The sequence below is a fragment of the Aeromicrobium yanjiei genome (genome assembly GCF_009649075.1).
GTDB lineage: Bacteria > Actinomycetota > Actinomycetes > Propionibacteriales > Nocardioidaceae > Aeromicrobium > Aeromicrobium yanjiei.
The window spans coordinates 3,264,734-3,286,593 of the sequence record NZ_CP045737.1 but is presented as its reverse complement, the minus strand read 5'-3'; the positions used below and the strand labels follow the sequence as shown (position 1 = coordinate 3,286,593).

At 70.8% G+C, this 21,860-nt stretch carries 16 protein-coding genes; 5 read left to right on the top strand and 11 right to left on the bottom strand.

From position 1 onward, the window contains the following. Positions 1–5: 5 nt before the first annotated feature. From eccD to GEV26_RS16120, 7 genes are all read right to left on the bottom strand, one after another. On the bottom strand, positions 6–1,361 hold the full coding sequence (gene eccD / locus GEV26_RS16150) for a type VII secretion integral membrane protein EccD (protein WP_153654588.1): 1,356 nt from the start codon (positions 1,359–1,361) through the stop codon (positions 6–8). Beyond that, positions 1,358–2,752: a hypothetical protein gene (locus GEV26_RS16145; RefSeq protein ID WP_153654587.1), complete on the bottom strand. Its 1,395-nt coding sequence runs from the start codon at positions 2,750–2,752 to the stop codon at positions 1,358–1,360. Before GEV26_RS16145 ends, eccD begins: the two co-directional genes overlap by 4 nt. Beyond that, positions 2,739–3,899 (bottom strand): S8 family peptidase, encoded by a 1,161-nt coding sequence (locus GEV26_RS16140; protein WP_194839893.1) that lies wholly within the window; start codon positions 3,897–3,899, stop codon positions 2,739–2,741. Before GEV26_RS16140 ends, GEV26_RS16145 begins: the two co-directional genes overlap by 14 nt. A 113-nt stretch (positions 3,900–4,012) precedes the next feature. Beyond that, positions 4,013–4,621: a hypothetical protein gene (locus GEV26_RS16135; RefSeq protein WP_153654585.1), complete on the bottom strand. Its 609-nt coding sequence runs from the start codon at positions 4,619–4,621 to the stop codon at positions 4,013–4,015. 6 nt (positions 4,622–4,627) lie between these two features. Further along, positions 4,628–4,930 carry a WXG100 family type VII secretion target gene (locus tag GEV26_RS16130; protein WP_153654584.1) on the bottom strand — a complete coding sequence of 101 codons (303 nt, stop codon included), beginning with the start codon at positions 4,928–4,930 and terminating at the stop codon, positions 4,628–4,630. Positions 4,931–4,944: 14 nt separating this feature from the next. Then, on the bottom strand, positions 4,945–5,259 hold the full coding sequence (locus GEV26_RS16125; RefSeq protein WP_153654583.1) for a WXG100 family type VII secretion target: 315 nt from the start codon (positions 5,257–5,259) through the stop codon (positions 4,945–4,947). Positions 5,260–5,376: 117 nt separating this feature from the next. Further along, positions 5,377–6,765: a hypothetical protein gene (locus GEV26_RS16120; RefSeq protein ID WP_153654582.1), complete on the bottom strand. Its 1,389-nt coding sequence runs from the start codon at positions 6,763–6,765 to the stop codon at positions 5,377–5,379. A gap of 175 nt (positions 6,766–6,940) precedes the next feature. Between GEV26_RS16120 and eccCa the strand changes: the two genes are divergently transcribed. Beyond that, complete coding sequence (gene eccCa, locus GEV26_RS16115; RefSeq protein ID WP_243838795.1) at positions 6,941–10,906, top strand: type VII secretion protein EccCa; 3,966 nt, start codon at positions 6,941–6,943, stop codon at positions 10,904–10,906. Positions 10,907–11,118: 212 nt separating this feature from the next. Further along, entirely contained in the window at positions 11,119–13,659 is a 2,541-nt protein-coding gene (locus GEV26_RS16110) for a DEAD/DEAH box helicase (RefSeq protein ID WP_153654580.1), read from the top strand. 150 nt (positions 13,660–13,809) lie between these two features. Here GEV26_RS16110 and GEV26_RS16105 read toward each other — a convergent pair whose 3' ends face one another. Further along, a complete protein-coding gene (locus GEV26_RS16105; protein WP_153654579.1) occupies positions 13,810–15,276 on the bottom strand; it encodes a flavin-containing monooxygenase in 1,467 nt (488 codons plus the stop codon). A 66-nt stretch (positions 15,277–15,342) separates the two neighbouring features. Between GEV26_RS16105 and GEV26_RS16100 the strand changes: the two genes are divergently transcribed. Then, the gene (locus GEV26_RS16100; RefSeq protein WP_243838791.1) at positions 15,343–15,951 is read left to right on the top strand and encodes a TetR/AcrR family transcriptional regulator; all 609 of its coding nucleotides are present in this window, start codon (positions 15,343–15,345) and stop codon (positions 15,949–15,951) included. A 3-nt stretch (positions 15,952–15,954) separates the two neighbouring features. Here the strand turns inward: GEV26_RS16100 and GEV26_RS16095 are convergent, their stop codons facing one another. From GEV26_RS16095 to GEV26_RS16085, 3 genes are read right to left on the bottom strand one after another with little or no spacing between them, the layout of a single operon-like run. Next, on the bottom strand, positions 15,955–17,112 hold the full coding sequence (locus GEV26_RS16095) for a PQQ-dependent sugar dehydrogenase (RefSeq protein ID WP_153654578.1): 1,158 nt from the start codon (positions 17,110–17,112) through the stop codon (positions 15,955–15,957). A gap of 39 nt (positions 17,113–17,151) precedes the next feature. After that, the gene (locus GEV26_RS16090) at positions 17,152–18,483 is read right to left on the bottom strand and encodes an endonuclease/exonuclease/phosphatase family protein (RefSeq protein ID WP_153654577.1); all 1,332 of its coding nucleotides are present in this window, start codon (positions 18,481–18,483) and stop codon (positions 17,152–17,154) included. 56 nt (positions 18,484–18,539) lie between these two features. Next, complete coding sequence (locus GEV26_RS16085) at positions 18,540–19,031, bottom strand: inorganic diphosphatase (protein WP_153654576.1); 492 nt, start codon at positions 19,029–19,031, stop codon at positions 18,540–18,542. A 77-nt stretch (positions 19,032–19,108) separates the two neighbouring features. Here GEV26_RS16085 and dacB point away from each other — a divergent pair, with 77 nt between their 5' ends. Then, entirely contained in the window at positions 19,109–20,527 is a 1,419-nt protein-coding gene (dacB, locus tag GEV26_RS16080) for a D-alanyl-D-alanine carboxypeptidase/D-alanyl-D-alanine endopeptidase (RefSeq protein ID WP_153654575.1), read from the top strand. 279 nt (positions 20,528–20,806) lie between these two features. Continuing rightward, positions 20,807–21,853 (top strand): zinc-dependent metalloprotease, encoded by a 1,047-nt coding sequence (locus GEV26_RS16075; RefSeq protein ID WP_153654574.1) that lies wholly within the window; start codon positions 20,807–20,809, stop codon positions 21,851–21,853. Positions 21,854–21,860 lie beyond the last annotated feature (7 nt).

Below are 21,860 nucleotides of genomic sequence, written 5' to 3'. Positions count from 1 at the left end.
TTGGATCAGGACCGGACGGCCGAGACGATTCCGATGGCGATGACGAGCAGGGGGACGATCGCGACGAGAGCGATGAGCTCGAGAACTTCAGCCATCCGTCCTCGCGAGACCGTACGCGTGGAGGTGACGAGTGTCGAGACGAGGGTGCCGGCGGCGACCACGATCAGGACCACGATGAGGCCGGGACGCCAGTCGGGCTCCAGCACCAGCACGCTGATCGCGATGGACAGGATCCCGGCCGCAGCGGTGAGCAGACCCGCGCCGACCTCTGTGCCGGAGCGGAACTGCCGGGTGCGTACGAGCAGGGCGACTGCGGCTGCGACGGTGGTCAGCATGCCGGTCAGACCCAGGGTCACCGCGAGCGGAGCGACCGCGATCAGCAGCAGGCCGCTGGTGACGGTCGTGGCCAGCAGGACGTCATGGCCGACGCGCGCGCCCGTGCGGACCTTCTCGATGTCGACCTCGGAGGGGTCGTCGGGGAGGGACGCAGGGTCCTCGGGCTGGGGCGAGGACGCACCGGCCGAGGTGAGCGCCAGCGCAGGCTGGACGCCCGAGGCGATGACTGCGAGCGCCAGCGCCACGAGGTAGATCTTGGCCGGCTCGAGGTCGGTCGCGATCACGAGCCCGCTGGCGGCTGCGGCGATGACTCCCAGGATGACGCCGGGCAGCATGAGCAGTCGCCGGCTCTCCAACCCGGCCATGGCCAAGATGGCCGTCACGGCGCCGGCGCCTCCCGCGGATGCCAGTGGCGCACCGAGGATCTCGTCGGAGGAGACTGCGGTGAACGCACCGACCGCGGCGTAGACGACTGCCGACCAGCCCAGCATCAGCGCGATCTCGTTCTCGTGCTCCAGGCGCGACACCACGATGGACGCGGTCAGCAGCACCAGCGCGATCCCACCGGCGAGCGCTCCGGCCAGGATGCTCGTGCGCTCGACGCCGATCGACAGGGCGCCGAGCGCCAGCAGCGATCCCGATGCGATGAGGGCGGTGTTACGGGCGGCCGTGGGCTCCCAAGGGCGGGTGGTCTCCTCGATGACGTCGGACATCGCCTCGACGACGTCGTCGTAGACGCGAGGGCTGTCCTCGTGGCCCGGGGCGAGGGTCAGGACGGCACCGTCGTAGACGTTCTGGAACGCGAGCCCGGCCGACGCCGAGAGCTGGGTGCCGTCTGCCGCCAGCAGGCGGAAGCCCGTGTGGGCCGATCCCGGCTCCAGCACGCCCATCGACCGCGCGAGCTCAGGCAGCAGCTCGGCAACGGTGACGGACGACGGCAGGGCGAGATCGGTGCGACGGTCGCCGGAGGCGATCGTCACCCGAACCAGTCCACCCAGGGAGTGGACGGCAGTGCTGGAGGTCATGCAATGACTCCTGGAGTCGTGTCGTCGTCGTCGAGCCACTGGTCGTCGTCGAACGCCATGTGGTCGACGAGCTGGTCATTGTTGTCGCCGGGCCGCTGCCCCGAGCGGCCGGCCCCCGCGCCTGCGCCGGCTGCGCCGCGCGCACCGGCCGCCCCACGCGAGCCGGAGCCGGTCCCACGGGCGCCGGCCGGCGAGCCGGCGCCGGAACGTCCTGCGCCGGACTGAGCGCCGCCGGGCCTGCCCGCGGAGGACTGCGCTCCGCCGGCGCGACCTGCGGACGACTGGGCGCCGCCGGGACGTCCTGCCGAGGACTGCGCTCCACCCGACTGGGCCCCGCTCGACGAAGCGGCACCGGCCGCACCTGCGCTGCGGGCGCCCAGCGTCGAGCCGTTCTGCATGCCGGCGGTACGTCCGGGTGCCGCGCTCCCGGCGGCGCTCGCGCCACCGGTCAGACGGTTGAGCAGGCCTCGCCCAGCACCGAGGGCCCCGGCCGCGCTCGCCGCGGCTCCTGCGCCGCCTCCGCCGATCGTTCCCGCGCTGGCGGCAGCTCCGCCCGCAGTCCCGCCGGGGGCACCGCTGCCCCCGCCTGAGCCGACACCACCGGCACCGGGATCGCCGGGCTCGCCGGCGACACCGGGGCCGGGACCGGGGTCGCCGGGGGTCAGGAGCGCGCCTGGGTGCAGGCCGCCGATGGCCCACGAGCTGCTACCGCTGTGCCCACTGGCCGACAGCATCGAGGCGGCAGCGGTGCTTCCGCCGACCACGGGATTGCCGGAGCCGCCGGAGCCGGACCCACCGGACCCACCAGAGCCGGACCCCCCACGGGTGGGATGGGGCTTGTCGTCGTCCACCGGGTTCTTGCCGATGGGGGCAGCCTTGCTCAGCAGGGCTTGGGCGACCTTCATCGAGGCATCGAATGAGTCGAGCGCCTCTCCCGCCTTGCGCTCGCGCTCCTTGAGTGCCGCGTCGTGTGCCGAGACGGCAGCATCATGTTTCTTGACGTCGGCCTTGTGCTCCTTGATGGCATCATCGTCCGCGCCGGCATCCAGCGAGGCGGGGGCCGAACCCGGCGGGCTGCCCACAGGGGGGAGCGCGCCGAGGTTCTTCTCCGCGAGCGCGAGACCGTGCCGGGCCTCCTCCATCGCGAGGGCCGACTTCTCCATCTGGTCGCGGTACTCCTCGAGCTGCTGACGCTTCTTCTCGAAGGCGGCCGCAGCCGCGTCCGCGTCGGCACCGGTCCAGGCCTTGCGAGTGCGCGAGGCCTGGGCATCCAGCTCATCGATGATCTCGGTGACCTTCGCGTAGGAGCTCTTCCATGCGCGCTTCTTGCTGCTGGCGTTGTGGGGTGCGGTAGCCGCTATCTCCTGCAGCTTTGCCTCATTGGGTCCCATCAGACGTTCCCCCTGTCTTTGTGGTGAGTGCGGACGAGACGCCGCGGCGACGCCGGGCCATGGCGGCGGCAACGACGAGCAGGGCGACGAGGACGGCCGCTCCGATGATCCATGGCAGAGGTGACGACGACTCGTCCTCGGCCGCCGGCTGGGCAGACTGATCCGCGGCGGGCTTGTCGTTGGTGTCGGCGGGTGTCGGCTTCGGGGTGGGGGCGTCGGGGTCCTTCCACGCCGACTGCGGGTACGTGTCGAAGGCGTAGTTGGGGCCCTTGAGAAGAGGGTTCTCGTCGGGCCAGCCGGCCGGGTCGCGAGCGAGCAGCTCCTCGAGGCTGATGACGCCGAACCCGCCCTCCATGCTGTAGCCGTAGTCGCGTCCGCCGGCGCTGTGGATGAGCTGCTGGATCAGCTGGTTGCCGGTGGCATGGGGGTACTTGGACTTCACCAGCGCCAGGGCGCCCGCCACCAAGGGTGTGGCGTCCGAGGTGCCGGTGCGCTCCACACCGGAGACCCAGCGTGCCTGGGTGGCGGTGCCCTTCATGGCTCCGGAGGCGATGTCGACGCCGGGGGCGATGATCGTGATGTTGCCCTCGGGCTGCTTCTTCCACGGGCGGATCTTCTTGTCCAGCACGCCGACGGCCACGACACCGGGCAGGCTGGCCGGTTCGGTCACGGCGGCGTTCGGGTTGCCCGCGCCGGCGACCACGACGATGCCTGCCGCCTGCGCCGCCTCGATCTGCGGCTCGAGCATGGTGCTGTTGGTGAAGGAGTAGCTGATGATGTCGACCTTGTCCTTGATCGCCTGCTCGAACAGCTCGCCGGGATATGGCGTTTCCGGGTCGGTAGGGTCGGGATCCATCTGGTAGAAGTACACCTCGGCGTCCGGTGCCATGCCGGTGATGCCGGCCCCGCCGGGCGCGTTGCCCTTGCCCTGGCCCACGATCAGCGTGGTCATGGCGGTGCCGTGGCTCGCGTAGAACTCACGGGAGAAGGACCTGGGCTTGATGAGCCCGGACTTCAGGCCGGGCGCAAGAGCTGCACGCAGCTTGACCTTGGCGCCGTCCAGCTCGGGGATGTCGCGGTTCAGCGCACCGTCGATGACGGCGATCTTCACGCCCTTGCCGGTCGACTGCTCGTGGTTCGATGCCACGCTGAGACTGGTGAACCACCATGGCTCGAGCGGCTTCGCCGAGGCGGGTGGTGTGGCAAGGGTGAGGAGGACCAATGCGGCGGCGACAGCGGCGCCCCCGCGGCCGCGGATTGTCACTTGGGAGCTCCTCCGGAGGCGTCGAAGAGAGCGTCCTCGCCCTGATCTTCGCCGAAGGTTGGGATGCTCGGAGCTTCCTCCGAGCGGAGGCCGTCGAGGGACGGCTCCTTGACACTGGGGTTCTCCTCGTCGAAGGCGTCGATCTCCGGGGTGGTGTCGAGATCGGTATCAGGCTCCTGCAGCCGGTGGCCGGCCTCGTTGCGGGCCTGCTCGTGCGCTTTAATCAGCGATGCGGTGTCGACCTTTGCCGCGATCATCGCCATCGTGGCGAGAACGTCGTTGTCGGTCTGGTCGTGGTTGTGCGCGGCCTGGACGATCGTGCTGCCGAAGTCGTCGAGATCGGTCGTCATCGCCGCGAGGGTCTTGTCGAAGACCTCGACGACGGCCTGGTGCTGGTCGAAGAGCGCCTGGGCGGACGGGTACGAGCTGAAGCCGCCACCCCCCGCGGCGTCCGCGAGCTCGGTGCGGGCAGCCTGCGCCCTCTCGTTGAGTGCCGCGGTGGCGCGGCCGATCTTCTCGACCTCTTCGATCGTCAGCTCGATGTGAGCGCCGGAACCGCTCCCGCCGAAGGCGGGAGCGGTTCCAAGACGTGCGTCAGGGTCCATGCGTGATCAGCCGCCGAACGACGAGGCGTTCTGGGTCTCGGTGCGGCGGTAGTCCTCACCGGAGTCGTTGACGGCCTGGCCCGACTGGGACAGCGTCAGCTTGAGGTCCTGGATGGCCTGGTCCCACTTGGCCTTGGCCTGCTGGTAGGAGGCAGCAGCCTCACCGGTCCAGTCGCCCTTGAGGGGCGTCAGGTCCTGGTCGAGCTGGTTGAGGCGAGCCTCGAGCTTGGCCACGCCTGCAGCGACTTCGCCCGCGAGGTTGCCGAGGCCGCCGAAGGAGACGGCAAGACGTCCTGTGTTTCCGGTCATGGTGAAGTCCTCTCTCAACCCTGCGTGGTCATGCGGTTGGCGATCTGCGTGTACTTGTCCTGCTGCGCCTGATCGGTGGTCGTGTACGCCTTGTCGGCGCCCGTCAGGTTGGCGTCGAAGACCTCGAGCGCCTTCAGGATGTGGTTGGTCTCGCGGGTCCAGGCGTTGATGAGGCCGGTGAAGCTCTCGGATCCTCCGCCCTCCCACGATCCCTTGGTCTGCAGACGGGTCGGCATGTTGCCGACCTCGGTGTTGAGCTCGCCGTGCGCGTCGCGCACCAGCCCGGCAGCCTTGGTCAGCGCCATTTCTTCGCGGCTGAGATCAGTCATGAGGTTCCCCCTTGCGCTCTCGCGCCGAGACGATGTGTGCGGCCAGACTATGACAGGTGGTCTTGATTGACTACTGGAACGGCGGATTTTCTAGTTCTTTGTGATGGCGAGCGGTTCTCACGGCGAGGTGAGGATGCGCATCCAGTCGAACAGCCCCGTGGCGAGCGGCAGCGAGCCGTAGACGAGGATCCCGGCGAACGTCTCGGCGGTCTCGGCGGTGCGTGACCACCTCACCGAGGACCAGCCGCGGGAGACCGCGCGGGCGACGACGACCAGGAGCATCCCGAGGGCCACGATCGCGGCGGTGACGAACGGCCTGATCGAGTCGCCGAGCTGATCGAACGCGTAGATCGTGACGAGCACCAGCACGATCGTCCCGGCGCTGCGCTGGGCGCGGCGTGCGGTGCGGATGCGGAGTGCCCGGCCGCCCAACGTGAAGCTGCCACCCACGCCGACGCACAACAAGATGATGCCGATGCGGCGGGATGTGCCGTGGTCGCCCAGCAGGAGGGCGACCGTGGCCACGACGACGGCGACCGCGCCGAACACGCTGGCCGCGTCCACGAGGCGCAGTGCCCGTCGCGCGACGGACTCGACGTCGTCGCGGCGGATGACGCCTCGGAACGACCGCCGCGGCTGCTCACGCGCGGTCCACGCAGTGACGGCGAGGCGGGCGAAGTCGAGCAGGACGTGATCGGGCACCTCCACGACCCGAGCCGGTACGAGGCGGGTCGACACCGTCGCCAGGGTGAGGAGCAGGACCCAGAAGGTTGTCGTCGACCACTCCATCAGCAGGCAAGCCGCGGCACAACCGGCCACGACGCACCCGGTGACCATCCAGCCGAGGAGCCAGTCGTCGGCGATCCGGGGAGACCCGGAGCGGACGACGGCGGCGCTGGCAGCTGCCACGAGTCCTGATACTGCGGCCACCAACAGGACGTCACCGACGTCGCCGTCGTCGAGGGTCGCCATCGTCACGGTCGCCGCACCAGCCGCGACCAGCAGAGGGACGACTGAGAGCCAGGCCCGGTCGACGCGACGCTCGCCGCGTGCCAGCAGCACGGCCAGCAGGGCGATGACCAGGAGTGCGGCCGTGGCGGCGTCAGCGGCGGTGCCGCCCTCCAGCGTGCCCGCGACGGCGGCGAAGATGCCGGCGGCGCCGGTCGCCAGCGGCATCATGACGGCGCGGCGACCCTCTGAGCGCGGTGCCGGCGCGTCACCGGTCGTCTCCTCGGCGGTCTCGCGAACCGGCTGGCCCGGCTGGCCCGTGCCGGCGATCGCCACCAGCACGTCACCGTGGGTCAGACCGACGCCGTGGACGGTGTCACGAGGGGCGAGCCCGCGGCCGGCCGCGCTGTGCAGGACGGCAGGGCCACCGTCGGTGCGCTCGGCGTACATGTGCGCCAGGGAGGAGATCTCGGTCCAGAGTGGAACCGCCACGTCGACACGTCCGCCGTCGCCGAGAATCGTCAGCCGGACGGTGGCGTGCACGATGCTGTCGGTCATGTCCCCCCTTTTCGCCTGGGGTACATGGTGCCTGATCCCGGGGGCGTTGTCGTCACAGGCTGTCAGCCCGATAGCACGTACGTGGTGCCGCGTGGCCCGAGTTCCCCCTAGGATTGGCCCGGCAACGGGGGTGCAGGCACGCCGACCCCTTCTTCTTCGTCCGACGGAGGTCCACGTGTCCACCACGCTGCGCCGCGGGGAGCGCATCGAGCGACCGTCCGTGCCCGAGGGCCGCTTCGATCTCCAGCCCCCACCTGAGCTCCAGCCGCACGAGGGCATCGGCGGTGCCCTGATGATGGCGCTGCCGATGCTCGCGAGCGTCGGCTCGATCGTCTTCGTCGCCTCGAGCGGCGCCGGTGCGCGCGGCTTCATCGCCGCCGGCATGTTCCTGGTCGCCACGCTCGGCTTCGTGGCCGTCAACGTCGAACGACAGCTCAAGCAGCGCAAGACCAAGGTGGTCGGCGCCCGGCGCGAGTATCTGCAGTACCTCTCGACGGTCCGCGGCAACGTCCGCCGGGTCGCCGAGGAGCAGCGTGACGGGCTCGTCTGGCTCCACCCCTCGCCGTCCGTCCTCGCGACGTTCGCCGAGGAGGGCAGCCGCGTGTGGGAGAGAGGCGCCGAGGACCCGCACCGCCTGCACGTCCGCTACGGCACGTCGACGCAGCCCTTGGCAGTCGAGCTGGTGCCGCCGGAGACCGCGCCCATCGACCAGGTCGACCCGGTCTGCGCGTCCGCGCTGCACCGTCTGCTCGCGGTGCACCGGGCCCAGCCGAGCCTCCCGGCAGCGATCGACCTGGGTGCGTTCAGCCGCATCGAGCTCATCGGTCCCGAGGGATACGTGCGGGGCCTGGCCCGCTCGATGATCTGCGAGGCCACAGCGTTCCACGCCCCCGACCAGCTCGTCGTGGCCGTGCTCACCGACGGCGACGCCGCGCGGCACTGGGACTGGGTGAAGTGGCTGCCGCAGGCGCAGAGCGGTCGTGAGAACGACGCGGTCGGACCCAGCCGCATGGTGTCGGGATCGATCGACGACCTGGCCGCGATGCTGCCCCGCGAGCTGATCGACCGCCCGCGGTTCGGCGCGGACCAGCCGGTCGAGGGTCCGCACGTCCTGCTCGTGGTGGACGGTGTCGAGCTACCCCCGGGCAACCACCTCGTCCCGGACGAGGGCGTCCACGGCGTCACGGTGCTCGAGCTGCCTGAGCGCTGGGGAGAGCTGGACGACCCGACGCGGCTGCGACTGCAGTTCGAGGACCGGGGCGACAGCGCCGCCGTGACGGCGTGGCGCCGGCACGAGGAGCCCGTACGTGCGTCGGCCGATCATCTCGACCTGCCGTCCGCCGAGGCGTTCGCCCGCCGGCTCGCGCCGCTGGGCGCGGTCGAGGGACCGGTGCGCGAGGACGCGATGGCCGGCACCCCCGATCTCACCGACCTGCTGGGGCTCGGCGACGTCCGCAACCTCAACGTCGCGGACGCATGGCGTGAGCGGCCGGCGCGCGACCAGCTGCGCGTGCCGATCGGCATCGGCGCCAACGGGGCCCCGATCTACCTGGACATCAAGGAGTCCGCCCAGCAGGGCATGGGCCCGCACGGCCTGGTGATCGGTGCGACCGGCTCGGGCAAGTCCGAGCTGCTGCGCACCCTCGTCCTCGGCCTTGCGCTGACCCACTCCTCCGAGACCCTCAACATGGTGCTGGTCGACTTCAAGGGCGGCGCGACGTTCGCGGGCCTGTCGGACCTGCCCCACGTCTCGGCCGTCATCACCAACCTCGAGGACGAGCTGCCGCTCGTCGACCGCATGCAGGATGCCCTGTCCGGTGAGATGGTGCGCCGCCAGGAGCTGCTCCGACGGGCCGGCAACTACGCGTCGGCCCGCGACTACGAGAAGGCGCGGGCGGCCGGCGAGGACCTCGAGCCGATGCCCAGCCTGTTCATCGTGGTCGACGAGTTCTCCGAGATGCTGTCGGCCAAGCCCGACTTCATCGACCTGTTCGTGGCGATCGGTCGACTCGGCCGCTCGCTGGGCCTGCACCTGCTGCTCGCCTCGCAGCGTTTGGAGGAGGGCCGGCTCCGCGGGCTCGAGAGCCACCTGTCGTACCGGATCGGCCTGCGCACGTTCTCGGCGGCCGAGTCGCGAGCCGTGCTCGGCTCGCCCGACGCGTACGAGCTGCCGTCGGTGCCCGGCCTCGGCTATCTCAAGGCCGACCAGTCGAGCATGACGCGGTTCAAGGCCGCGTACGTCTCGGGGCCGCCCCCGCGTCGCGCCGCCGCGGCGATGGCGGACGGTGCCCAGGCGCGCAGCATCCTCCCGTTCACCACGACCCACGTCCTGGCCCCGCTCGACGCCGAGCCGGCCGAGGCCGAGGCCGAGATGCCTGTCGCGCCCGCGGCAGAGAGCACCGCGTCCGTGCTCGACATCGCGGTCGACACGATGGTCGGTCAGGGGCCGCAGGCGCACCAGGTCTGGCTGCCGCCGCTCGACGTGCCCGACACGCTCGACGTGCTCATGCCCGACCTCGCCGAGACCGACGACGCCGGGCTGCTGTCCTCGCGCTGGAGCGTCTACGGCGGCCTCCGCGTGCCCATGGGCACGCTCGATCGCCCGCGCGAGCAGCGACGCGAAGTGCTGACGGTCGACCTGTCCGGTGCCGGTGGCCACCTCGCCGTCGTCGGCGGCCCCCGCAGCGGCAAGAGCACCGTGCTGCGCACCGTCGTCGCGAGCATCGCGCTGACGTCCAGCCCGCGGGACTCGCAGATCTACGTGCTGGACTTCGGCGGCGGCACGTTCTCGGCGATGACCGACCTGCCGCACGTCTCGGGCGTCGGCACGCGCGCCGAGCCCGATGTGGTGCGCCGCATCTTCGCCGAGGTCAACGGCATCGCCGACCGCCGCGAGGCGTACCTGCGCCAGCAGGGCATCGACTCGGTCGAGACCTACCGCGCTCGGCGGCGCGAGGGCTCGGTCGACGACGGCTACGGCGACGTCTACCTCGTGATCGACGGCTGGAGCACGCTGCGAGCCGACTTCGACTCCCTCGAGATGGAGATGCAGACGCTGGCCCAGCGCGGTCTGACGTACGGCATCCACGTCCTCGCCGGTGCGTCGCGCTGGGGTGACTTCCGTGCGGCGATGCGTGATCTGTTCGGCACCCGGCTCGAGCTGCGGCTCGGCGACCCGACCGACTCCGAGATCGACCGCAAGGTCGCCCAGCTCGTCCCCGCCGAGCGACCGGGGCGCGGACTCGTCCCCTCCAAGCTGCACTTCCTGTCGGCGCTGCCGCGCCTCGACGGCAAGGCGGACGGCGCGACCGTCGGCCCCGCCGTCGACGACCTGGTCGCCCGGGTCAAGGCGTCGTGGCCGGGGCAGGGCGGTCCCAAGCTGCGCCTGCTGCCGTCCCGGATCGAGCTGGACCGCGTGCGCGAGCTCGCGGGACAGCCCGACGACCCCCGGGTGCTGCTGGGCATCGACGAGCGCGACCTCGCGCCGGTCGGGCTCGACGTCGAGGCCGAGCCGCACCTGCTGGTCTACGGCGACGGCCGCTCGGGCAAGAGCTCGCTGCTGCGGGCGTACGCCCGAGAGGTGATGCGCAGCCGCACGCCGGCCCAGGCGCAGATCATCGTGGTCGACTACCGCCGCGCGATGCTCGGCGAGCTGCCCGACGAGTTCCAGATGGAGTACGTGTCGAGCGCCGCGCAGATCGAGGCGGTGATCGGTGGCCTGGCCGAGGTGCTGAAGAGCCGCCTGCCCGGACCGGACGTGACCCCGGACCAGCTGCGCAGCCGCTCGTGGTGGAGCGGCCCCGACGCGTACGTCCTGGTCGACGACTACGACCTGGTGTCGCCGCAGAACGCCTCACCGCTCGCGCCCCTCGTGCCGTACCTGGCGCAGGGCCGCGACGTCGGTCTGCACATGGTCGTGGCCCGGCGCTCGGGCGGTGCGTCGCGGGCGTCGTTCGACCCCGTGCTGCAGACGCTGCGCGAGCTCGCCCAGCCCGGCATCCTGCTCTCGGGCAGCCCCGACGAGGGGCCGCTGATCGGCAACGCCCGGCCCCGGCCGTCGCAGGCCGGACGCGCACAGCTCATCACGCGCGACCGCGGCGTGGAGATCATCCAGACCGCCTGGGCCCCACCCACGACCTAGCCCGCCTCCGATCCCGCGAGCCCGCCCGCCGATTCCGCGAGTGGCGCAAGATGGCGGCGACGCGCCGTCCAAAAACTCCATCCTGCGCCACTCGCGGTCAGGTTTGCGCCACTCGGCGACGTCGCGACGTTCGGCGCACGACACCGAGGTCAACAACCGGGCGATCATCGACTGAGCGCGGGGTCGTGGGGGCCGCAGGGGACAATGGACCCATGCGCCTCATCGACCTGCTCCCGAAAGGCGTGACCGATGACGAGGACGCCGTCTACGAGGCGATCACGAAATGGGTCGACGACCGCGGCCTGACGCTGTACCCCGCCCAGGACGAGGCGATCCTCGAGTGCGTCGCCGGTGCGAACGTCGTGCTGGCGACCCCCACCGGATCCGGCAAGAGCCTGGTGGCGACCGGCGCGATGGCCGCGGCCCTGGCGCGCGGCGAGTGCAGCGTCTACACCGCGCCGATCAAGGCGCTCGTGAGCGAGAAGTTCTTCGACCTCTGCGAGATCTTCGGCGCCGAGAACGTGGGCATGGTGACCGGTGACGCCGCGGTCAATGCCGACGCCCCGATCATCGCGGCCACCGCCGAGATCCTGGCCAACATGGCCCTGCGCGAGGGCGCCGAGGCCGACATCGGCCTGGTCGTGATGGACGAGTTCCACTTCTACGCCGATCCCGAGCGCGGGTGGGCGTGGCAGGTGCCGCTGATCGAGCTGCCGCACGCGCAGTTCCTGCTGATGTCGGCCACGCTCGGCGACACCGCCAAGCTGGAGGCCGATCTGACCCGGCGTACCGGCCGTGAGACCACCGTCGTCCGCTCGGCCGAGCGTCCGGTGCCGCTCGTCAGCGAGTACGTCTCGACCCCCGTCCAGGAGACCCTCGAGCAGCTCATCGAGACCGGCCAGACGCCGGTGTACGTCGTGCACTTCACGCAGGTGTCCGCCCTGGAGCGGGCGCAGGCGCTCACCAGCATCAAGGTCGCGACCCGTGCCGAGCGCGACGTGATCGCGGACGCGTTGGGTGACTTCCGGTTCTCGTCGGCGTTCGGCAAGACCCTGTCGCGCCTGATCCGCATGGGCATCGGCGTCCACCACGCCGGCATGCTGCCGCGCTACCGCCGTCTCGTCGAGACCCTCACGCAGCAGGGCCTGCTCAAGGTGGTCTGCGGCACCGACACGCTCGGCGTCGGCATCAACGTGCCGATCCGCACCGTGCTGTTCAGCGGGCTGTCCAAGTACGACGGCACGCGCCAGCGTCAGCTGCAGGTCCGCGAGTTCCAGCAGATCGCCGGCCGCGCGGGGCGGGCGGGCTACGACACGATCGGTCACGTCGTGGTCGAGGCGCCCGAGCACGAGATCGAGAACGCCCGGCTCGTCCGCAAGGCCGGCGACGACCCCAAGAAGCTCAAGCGCATCAACCGCAAGAAGCCCGCCGAGGGCTTCGTGTCGTGGGGGCAGGGCACGTTCGAGAAGCTGTCGACCGGCACCCCCGAGCCTCTGGTCTCGCGCATGAAGGTCAGCCACGCGATGGTGCTCGACGTCATCTCGCGTCCCGGCGACGCCCGCGCCTCGCTCGAGCGGCTGCTGCGCGAGAGCGGTGAGACCGAGGAGGCGCAGGACCGGATGCTCGCGCAGGTCGATGACATCATCGACGCGCTGCTGACCGGCGGCGTCGTCGAGCGGATCGACCCGCCCGACGAGGAGGGTCGCACCCTCCAGCTCACGATCGACCTGCAGGCCAACTTCGCTCTCAACCAGCCGCTGTCGCCGTTCGCGGTCGCGGCCCTGGACCTGCTCGACCGCGAGTCACCGACGTACGCCCTCGACGTCGTGTCGGTCGTCGAGGCGACGCTGGACGACCCCCGCCCGATCATCAACGCGCAGCGTCACCGGGCGCGCGGCGAGGCCATCAACGAGATGAAGATGGACGGCATCGAGTACGACGAGCGGATGGAGCTGCTCGAGGAGATCACGCACCCCAAGCCGCTGGAGGAGCTGCTGACCGCGGCCTACGAGGCGTACCGCATCGGTCACCCCTGGGTCGCGGACCACGAGCTGCGGCCCAAGTCGGTCGTGCGCGAGATGTGGGAGCGCGCGATGACGTTCTCCGAGCTGATCGGCGACTACCAGCTCGCTCGCTCCGAGGGGCTCGTGCTGCGCTATCTCTCCGACGTCTACAAGACGCTGGGGCGCACGGTGCCGGAGAAGGCGCGCAACGAGGAGCTCGAGGACCTCACCGAGTGGCTCGGCGAGCTCGTGCGGCAGACCGACTCCTCGCTGCTGGACGAGTGGGAGTCGCTGATCGCTCCGGGTGTCGACCCCTTGGAGGTACGTCCCCAGGCGATGGCGAGCGAGACGCCGCGGCCGGTCACCGGCAACATCCGCGCGTTCCGGGTGCTGGTGCGCAACGCGATGTTCCGCCGGGTCGAGCTCGCGGCGTTCGGCCGCTGGACCGAGCTCGCGGCACTCGAGCCGGACAGCGAGTGGGACGCCGAGGCCTGGCAGGAGGCGATGGCCGCCTACCGCGAGGAGTACCCGGCCGAGTCGGGGTTCGCGACCAACATCGGCACCGGTCCGGGGTCACGCGGCCCCGAGCTGTTCCTGGTCGAGGAGGGGCCGGAGACCTGGACCGTCCGGCAGACGTTCGACGACCCCGAGGGCGACCGCGACTGGGGCATCAGCGCGACCGTCGACCTGGCGGCGTCTGACGAGGCCGGCGAGGCCGTCGTCACCGTCACCGACGTCGGCCCCCGCTAGCCCGCGGGTCCCCGGAGCGCGGTTTCCCAGGAGCACCCCGGAATCTGACACGGCACCCCTGTCGTACCGAGGGTGACATGTCAGATTCCGGGGTGAGGCCCCACAGATTCCCAGGTTCTCCTGGGAATCAGCGGCCGGGACGCGGCCCCGTCAGGCGGCCTGCTCCCAGGCGAAGTCGGGGACGTTGACCTTGCGGGTCTCCCACCAGTACTGGAAGGTGAACTTCGGCCAGATCGTGCGGTTCTTGCCCTGGCTGTCGAGATACCAGCTGGTGCAGCCGCCCTGGGTCCAGATGCCCTTCTGGACGAGGCGCTGGATCTCGTCGTTGAACTCGTCCTGGGCCTCCTTGGTCGGCTCCGCCGCGGCAGCACCCAACCGGTCCATCTCGTCGAGCAGCCGGATCACGAACTTCGTCTGCTGCTCGATCATGAAGACGACCGAGTTGTGGCCGAGCGCGGTGTTGGGGCCGAGCATGAACGCGAGGTTGGGGAAGCCGTTGACCATCATGCCCATGTACGTCTCGACGCCCTCCTCGCGGAACTGCGAGGCCAGGTCGACGCCGCCCTTGCCCTTGATGTCGAGGTAGTCGAACGCGTCGATGACGTGGAAGCCGGTGCCGTAGATGATCACGTCGGCCTCGTGCTTGACGCCGTTGCCGTCGACGACGCCGTCGCTGAGGATCTCGGTGACCCCGTCGGTGCTGAGCTCGACGTTGTCGCGCAGGAACGTCGGGTAGTACGTGTTGGACTGCAGCACGCGCTTGCAGCCGAGGCGGTAGTCAGGGGTCAGCTTGGCCCGCAGCTCGGCGTCGGGGATCTTCTTCTCCAGGTAGCGAGTGACGATCTTCTCCGCGACGGGCAGCACGTTGAGGTGGCCGTTGAACGCGATCGCGCGTGCCTCGAGACCCCAGTAGAGCGCGTTGCGGTACGCCCGCTGGGCACCGGGCACCGTGGCGAACAGCTTCTTGCGCCACTCGGGCGTGGGCTTGTCGTTCTTGGGCAGGACCCACGGGGGAGTGCGCTGGAAGACCGTCAGCTGGTCGACCTCCTGCGCGATGATCGGGATGAACTGGATCGCGCTGGCACCCGTGCCGATGACCACGACCTTCTTGCCCTTGAGGTCGACCGAGTGGTCCCACTGCGCGGAGTGGAACCGCGGCCCCTCGAACGTGTCCGCCCCGGTGATCTCGGGGATGTTCGGGATGTGCAGCCCGCCGACGCCCGCGACGACGACACGCGCCTCGTAGTCCTCGCCGGACGCGGTGCGCACGGTCCACACCCGCCGCTCCTCGTCCCAGGACGCGCCGGTGACCTCGACCCCGAAGTCGATGTACGGGCGGATGCCCTGCTCGTCGGCAACCTTGCGCATGTACGACCAGATCTCCGGCTGGCCCGAGAAGCTCTTGCTCCAGCCGGTGTTGAGCTCGTACGAGAAGGAGTACATGTGACTGGGGATGTCGCACTCGCACCCGGGGTACGTGTTGTCGCGCCAGGTGCCGCCGACGTCCTGGGCCTTCTCCAGCACGACGAAGTCCTCACGGCCGGAGGCCCGCAGCTTCATGGCCATGCCCATGCCGGAGAATCCGGTACCGATGATGACGATGTCCTTTTTGATCACGTTTCAGATACTATCGGTATCTGAGTGTGGCGCAAGAGTGTCGTGGACCACGAACGAGGAGGAGCAGTGACCGTCGAAGGAGCCCGGACGACCCGTGCGGAGCGTCAGGCGCAGACGCGGCAGAGCCTGATAGCGGTCGCCCGCGAGATGTTCCTCGCCGACGGCTACGGGGCGACGTCGCTCGACAAGGTCGCGGTGCGCGCGGGCTTCTCCAAGGGAGCGGTCTACTCCAACTTCTCCGGCAAGGAGGAGCTGTGCATGGCGGTGCTCGACAGCATCCACGAGGAGCAGCTCGCCGGAGTGGTCGACGCGTTCAGCCGTGACACCGATCTCGACGGCCGCATCGAGGCGTTCGCCGCCTGGGCGCGGGAGGGGCTCGGACAGCCGCGGTGGACCGCGCTCGAGGTCGAGTTCGGGGCGATCGCCCGCCAGAGCCCCTACGTCGCGACCGAGCTGGTCAAGCGGCATCGCACGATCCGTGCGGCGATCGCCGATCTCGTCCGCCAGGTCACGACCGAGGCCGGCCTCGGCGACGTCGTGGACGCCGACCAGACCGCCACGACCCTGCTGAGCCTTGGCATCGGGCTCGGGACGCTGCGGTCCCTGGACCACACGATCGACGTCGGTGTCTTCGCCGACACGATGCGCACGCTGCTCAAGGGCACGACCGGCTGAGCCTCACCTGCGGGTCGTGACCCGCAGGATCTTGTCGTCCGTGCCGTTGGACGTCGTCAGGTAGAGCGCGCCGTCCGGCCCGCGCACGGCCCCGCGGAGCCGCCCGTAGCGTCCGTCGAGCCCCGACGGCTTCCAGGTCTCGCGCAGGCTCCCCGCCGAGCTGAACCGCAGCACACGCAGCGACTCACCCTTGAGCGTCGCCACCGCCAGGGCGCCGTTCCAGTCGCCCCACGAGGAGCCGACGAACGCCGCACCGCTGGTCGCGATCGTCGGGTTGCCCGAGCGCCACGCCGCCGAGCGCTGCGCGCCGCGGAGCGAGTGGTCGGTCATGGGGGAGTCGGCACCCTCGTTGTACGCCGGATCGCCCGCCGAGCGGCGCACCGGGTTCCACCCGTAGTTGCCCTTCTTGACCAGGCGGTTGACCTCGTCGTCGCGATAGCTGCCCTGCTCGACCGACCACATCGTCCCGTCCGCGCGCCGGGCCAGTCCCTGCACGTTGCGGTGGCCGAGCGTGAAGATGCGCCGGGTCATGGGGTTGCTGCTGCGCGCGTACGGGTTCGTCGACACCGCCTTGCCCGACGTGGCGTCGACCCGCAGGACCTTGCCGCCGCCCGAGCGCAGCGACTGGGGGTTGGGGCCGGTCGCGGCGTCGCCCGTGCCGATGTAGAGCTGGTTGCGGCTGCCCTTGGCGAGGGCGCACCCGCCGTGCCGACCGGTCGAGGACGGCAGGCCCGCGACGAGCGTGCGCACGTACGTCGCGGACGTCGCGGCGTTGTCGAGCCGCCAACGGACGACCCGCACCTGGGGGCGTCCACCGGCGTTGCGGTAGCCGTGGCAGGTGATGAACGCCCGGGACGTCGCGAAGTCCGCGGCGACCTCGACCGACATCAGCCCGGTCTCGCCGGAGGACCACATGTGGCGGGGCGCGGTGAAGATCCGGCGGCTCGTGCCGTCCGGGCGCCGCAGGGTGAGGGTCTTGGTGTCCCGCTCGGTGTAGAGCATCGAGCGGTCGGGCAGGAACGCCAGGTCCCACGGCAGCCGCAGCCCGTCCGCGACGACCGTGACCGCGAGATCGGGCTTGGCCGCGGCCTGCGCGGGAGCCCCGGCGAGCAGAGGGAGGCACAAGAGGACGGCGGGGACGACCCGCGACCAACGCATCATCGCTCCAGTCTGCCCTGCGCCGGCGGCGCAGGGCAGGTCTCAGGGAAGGTAGAGCGTCGTCCGGATCGGGTTGTGGTCGGACGCCTTGGTGGCGACGTAGCGGCGGTGCTTGGTGCGGGCCACGATCTTCCAGGCGCTCGACCCGACCGAGGCGCGGATGAAGATGCGGTCGATGTGCCCGCCCCACGTCCGCAGCGACCGGGCGCGGGTGTCCCAGCCGTTGAGGCTGCTGAGGAACGGCCGGGTGTAGGTCGCCGAGCGGTCGTACGCGTCGAACCAGCCCTGGCGGGCCATCTCCCTGCGCGGGCTGTCGTTCATGCCGCGGTAGGAGTTGAAGTCGCCCATGAACACGATCGTGCGACCGTGCGCGACCTTCTTGGTCTTGTCGATGAGCTGGCGGGTCTCCGCCCGGCGCAGCCGCACCGCGGCAGGGGTGTTGGCGTGCGTGAGGTGGGCCGACACGAAGACGTACGCCTTGTTGTTGGTCGCGAGGCGAAGCGAGGCCCACGCAGCGGTGGCCCCGGTGTGGGAGTCGAACGACCCGCGCCACGCGACGTCCTTGGTGCGGGGCCGGCACAGCTCGACCTCGGTGAGCCATCCGCCGTCCCGCAGGACGTACCACTGGCCGGTCGCCTCGTCGAAGTGGCGCGGCCCCTCCCAGAGGGAGGTGTCCGCGCCGCCGACGTACGGGTCCTGGGCGCACGACGTCCGGGTGACCGGCCGGGTGTCCATGCGCAGCTTCGCCGTGCGGTAGTAGAGCGTCTCGTCATCGCGCCCCGGGTCGTCGCTGTAGCGGGCATAGCCGTGCGGTGCGAGCAGCCGGGCCAGGTCGTCGGACCGGCGGGTCGACTCCTGCACCGCGACGACGTCGGCGTCCGCGGCGAGGATGCGGCGGACGATCGCCCGCTCGCGACCCCTCCAGCGCCGGCAGTTGAGGGCGGCCGCGCAGACGTTGAAGGTAGCGACCGACACCGTGGGTCGGTCCCACCGCACCGCCCGGCGCATCGTGAAGTGGCAGTGCGCCGCGGAGCGAGGCCCCGTGCCGTGCCGGGTGACGGCACGGACCGTGACGCAGTAGCGCGTGGCCCGTCGCAGTCCCGCGATCCGGACCGACGTCCGGCGCTTCTTGGACACCTTCACCGGCGCCGACGTCCTGCGCGCCTTGGACGCGCTCTTTGCGTACGAGACCTTGTAGCGGCGTGCGCCGGGCGTCGCGGGCCAGCTGATCGTCAACGAGTGCGGGGTCGACCCGGTGACGTACGGGGCGCCGACCCGGGGGCCGCCGGCAGCAGAGGCCGGCGCGGTCAGCAGGCCGCCGAGGAGGAGCGCGGTCCCCATGGCGGCGACGACGAACCGGAAGGGGGACAGCACCGTGCGATCGTAGGTCGGTGCCGCCTCACCTCACGGTGTTCGTGCCGCGTGTCGGATCAGTATCCGCCGTTGGCCTTGAAGCGGTCGTAGCTGGCCTGGATCTCGGCCTCGGCCTCGACGCGACCGGTCCATGTGGAGCCCTCGACGGACTTGCCGGGCTCGAGGTCCTTGTAGACCGTGAAGAAGTGCTCGATCTCGAGGCGGTCGAACTCCGGGACGTGGTGGATGTCGCGCAGGTGCTGCTGGCGTGGGTCCTTCGCCGGGACGCACAGGACCTTGTCGTCGCCGCCGGCCTCGTCGGTCATGCGGAACATGCCGATCGTGCGGCACGAGATCACGCAGCCGGGGAACGTGGGCTCCGAGAGCAGCACGAGGGCGTCCAGCGGATCGCTGTCCAGGCCGAGGGTGTCGTCGATGAAGCCGTAGTCGGCGGGATACTGCGTGGCGGTGAACAGCGTCCGGTCGAGCCGGATGCGGTGCGACGCGTGATCGACCTCGTACTTGTTGCGGCTACCCTTGGGGATCTCCACGGTGACGTCGAAAATCACTGGTGCCTCCGGCGGTTGTAATCGGGTGCGCGCGCCAGCGGCATCGCGTCACGGGTTTCTCCAATAGTCTGTCGCACGTGGCGCGACGACAAGACATCAGGGTCACCAGAACGCTCCTGTCCCTCGCGCTGCCCCTGGTCGTGATCGCCGCCGTCGTGCTCGGCGGAACGGCCCTGTGGGAGCGCGGTGACCTCAACCGGTTCATCTGCGACGGGGACTGCGGACCGTCCAACGTCATCGCGCCGCGGTCGCTGGCGATCGACGCGACCCCTGGAATCCCGGGGAGGTCCGGATCGACGAAGGACCCGGGACCGGTCGACCCGGCCAAGCTCGCCGCCGCGGTCGCCCCGACGCTGAAGGCGAAGGTGCTGGGCCCCCACGTCGGCCTTGCGGCCCTCTCGCCGGACGACGGCAGCGTCCTGGCCGGCTCCGGCTCGGGGACGTTCGTCCCCGCGTCGACCACCAAGGTGCTCACGGGGTACGCGGCGCTCGCCACGATCGAGCCCGGCACCCGGTTCACGACCCGGGTCGTCCGCTCGGGCGACCGGCTCGTGCTGGTGGGCGGCGGGGACCCCTACCTCGCGACGAGACCCGCCGCGGACGGCGACCGGGTCCACCGCGGCGATCTCACGACCCTGGCCCGCCGCGCCGCGGCTGCGCTCGAGGAGGCCGGCGTCTCGCGGGTCAGCCTCGACTACGACGCGTCGCTGTTCACCGGACCCGCGGCGAGTCCTGCGTGGCGACCGTCGTACGTCGCGGAGAACCTCGTGACGCCGGTCAGCTCGCTGTGGGCCGACCAGGGTGTCGAGAACGGTCTGCGCGCCGACGACCCGGCCCGGGCCGCCGCGCGGACGTTCGCGTCGTTGCTGCGCAAGCGCGGCATCGAGGTCTCGGGCAACCCGGCGCCGGCGACCGTGCCCGAGGGGGCCCGCCAGATAGCGACCGTCAGGAGCGCGACGATCGGGCAGATCGTCGAGACGCTGATCAGGACGAGCGACAACCAGGCCGCCGAGGTCGTCCTGCGGCAGGTGGCCGTGGCGGCGGGCGAGCCCGCGACGTTCGACGGCGGCGCCCGGGCCGTGCGGGAGGCGCTCGAGGCCGCGGACGTCGACGTGTCCGGGCTGCGGCTCACCGACGGCAGCGGTCTGTCGCGGAGCAACCGCATCGCCCCGATGACCCTCGCCGAGACCCTCCGCGCGGCAGGGACGTCGTCGCGGACGTCGGGGCTGCTCGCGGACCTGCCGGTCAGCGGCTTCACGGGCACCCTGGTCAACCGCTTCGCCCAGCTGCCCACCGCCCTCGGCACGGTCCGCGCCAAGACCGGGACGCTGACCGGCGTCCACTCGTTGGCGGGCTATGCGCTCGACGCCGACGGGCGCCCGGTGATCTTCGCGGTGATGGCCGACCGCACCGACCGGGACCAGCCCTTCGCCGCTCAGGCCGCCGTGGACAAGGTCGCGGCCGCGATCGCGTCCTGCCGCTGCGGCCGCCAGTAAGGCCGCTCGCGGCCGAGGTCGGTCGCCAGTGAGGCCGCTTGCGGCCGAGCGTGAGCGGAGCGAGGCGACGTGGGGACCTTTCGGTCGCCAGTGAGGCCGCCTGCGGCCGAGCGTGAGCGGAGCGAGGCGACATCAGCCGGGGCCGGGGTGTGGGGTCGGGCGAGCCCATTCGCTCGCCGCGCCTCGCGCTGGCGGCTTCGCCGCGAACGCTCACGCTGCGCTGGCGCGCTCCGACGCTCACTCGCTGCGCTCGCTCGGTCTCCGCGTACCGTAATGGGCATGATCGACTGGAATCTCGCGCTCAGCACGGCCAAGAAGCTCTCGAAGCCCGGGCCGGAGGTGTCGGCCGCCGAGGTCGCCGAGGCCGTGGAGGAGCTCCGCGCGGGCGCTGCCCGGTCGGAGGGGCCCGTGCGCGAGTTCAGCGATCTGCACGCGACCTCCGCGACCGCCCCCGTGCTCGTCGTGGACCGGGCGCGCTGGATGGAGGCCAACATCGACACCTTCCGGGTCATGATGGAACCGCTCATGGCCAAGCTCGCCGAGAAGAACAAGGCCTCGAACGGGCTCACCCGCTCGATCGGCGAAAAGGTCACCGGCGCCGAGCTCGGGGCCCTCATGTCATTCATGTCCTCGAAGGTCCTCGGCCAGTTCGACCCGTTCTGGGACGGACCTCACGGGGAGGGCGGACGACTCCTCCTGGTCGCTCCCAACATCGTCCAGGCCGAGCGCCAGCTCGGTGTGGACCCGCACGACTTCCGGCTCTGGGTGTGCCTGCACGAGGAGACCCACCGCGTGCAGTTCACCGCGGTGGACTGGATGCGCGGGCACATGAAGTCGCTGATGGACGAGTTCGTCGAGGCGACCGACCTGGACTCGAATGCGCTGTCCAAGGCCCTCACCGACGGCTTCGGCGAGGTGGTCAAGATCGCGCGGGGCGACTCCGACGCCTCGCTCACCGATCTGTTCCAGAACGAGAAGCAGAAGCAGGTCGTGGACAAGCTCACGGGCATCATGTCCCTGCTCGAGGGCCACGCCGACGTCGTGATGGACGGGGTCGGCCCCGAGGTCATCCCTAGCGTCGAGGAGATCCGCCGCAAGTTCAACGAGCGGCGCAAGGGCGTCGGCAGCCTCGACCGGCTCATGCGTCGCCTGCTGGGCCTCGACGCCAAGATGCGCCAGTACCGCGACGGAGCGGTCTTCGTCCGGGAGGTCAACGAGAAGGTCGGCCTCAGCGGGTTCAACGCCGTCTGGGCCGAGCCGGCCAACCTGCCCGACAAGTCCGAGATCCTCGACCCCGCGTCGTGGGTCAAGCGCGTCCACGGCTGAGCCGGTC